At 56.5% G+C, this 1,576-nt stretch carries 1 rRNA gene (cut by a window edge); it reads right to left on the reverse strand.

Annotated elements, in window-relative coordinates:
* Positions 1 to 1,576 (reverse strand): 23S ribosomal RNA (locus tag ACIBGM_RS45230); it runs 1,633 nt beyond the window's last position.

Genomic DNA, 1,576 nt, shown 5'->3' on the forward strand with positions numbered 1-1,576 from the left:
GTGACAAGCCCTCGGCCTATTAGTACCAGTCAGCTCCACACGTTGCCGTGCTTCCACTTCTGGCCTATCAACCCAGTGGTCTACTGGGGGCCTTACCCGGTTAACCCGGTGGGAGACCTCATCTTGAAGCGTGCTTCCCGCTTAGATGCTTTCAGCGGTTATCACTCCCGAACGTAGCCAACCAGCCGTGCTCCTGGCGGAACAACTGGCACACCAGAGGTTCGTCCACCCCGGTCCTCTCGTACTAGGGGCAGCCCTTCTCAAGTCTCCTGCGCGCGCAGCGGATAGGGACCGAACTGTCTCACGACGTTCTAAACCCAGCTCGCGTGCCGCTTTAATGGGCGAACAGCCCAACCCTTGGGACCTACTCCAGCCCCAGGATGCGACGAGCCGACATCGAGGTGCCAAACCATCCCGTCGATATGGACTCTTGGGGAAGATCAGCCTGTTATCCCCGGGGTACCTTTTATCCGTTGAGCGACGGTGCTCCCACATGCCACCGCCGGATCACTAGTTCCGACTTTCGTCCCTGCTCGACATGTCTGTCTCACAGTCAAGCTCCCTTGTGCACTTACACTCGACACCTGATTGCCAACCAGGCTGAGGGAACCTTTGAGCGCCTCCGTTACCTTTTAGGAGGCGACCGCCCCAGTCAAACTACCCACCAGGCACTGTCCCTGATCCGGATAACGGACCAAAGTTAGACAGCCAGAACAACCAGAGTGGTATTTCAACGATGACTCCACCCGAACTGGCGTCCGAGCTTCACAGTCTCCCACCTATCCTACACAAGTTGTACCGACCACCAATACCAAGTTGTAGTAAAGGTCCCGGGGTCTTTCCGTCCTGCTGCGCGTAACGAGCATCTTTACTCGTAATGCAATTTCGCCGAGTCCATGGTTGAGACAGCGCCCAAGTCGTTACGCCATTCGTGCAGGTCGGAACTTACCCGACAAGGAATTTCGCTACCTTAGGATGGTTATAGTTACCACCGCCGTTTACTGGCGCTTAAGTTCAAAGCTTCGCCGGCCGAAACCAGCTAACCTGTCCCCTTAACGTTCCAGCACCGGGCAGGCGTCAGTCCGTATACATCGAATTACTTCTTCGCACGGACCTGTGTTTTTAGTAAACAGTCGCTTGGGCCTGGTCTCTGCGACCATCACCGCTTCCACCCGAGAAGGATGTAACGGATCCGGTCCCCCTTCTCCCGAAGTTACGGGGGCATTTTGCCGAGTTCCTTAACCATGGTTCACTCGATCGCCTTGGTATTCTCTACCTGATCACCTGTGTCGGTTTGGGGTACGGGCGGCTCTAACACTCACTGCGAAGTTTTTCTCGGCAGCATGGGATCATCCACTTCCCCTGAACGGGTCCGCCTCGGCTCTCAGGCACAATGAGACACGGATTTGCCTATGCCTCGCCCTACCACCTTGCCCGCGGATCAGCTTACGCCTACCATCGCCGCGGTTGGACTACCCTCCTGCGTCACTCCTCAATGCACCTACTACCACCTCGGGTCAAACCATCCACCACGCAGCCCGAAGGCCTTGTGGATTCTGGTTCTTAGCATCAGCGA

Source organism: Kribbella sp. NPDC050470, from assembly GCF_044458365.1.
Lineage (GTDB): Bacteria > Actinomycetota > Actinomycetes > Propionibacteriales > Kribbellaceae > Kribbella.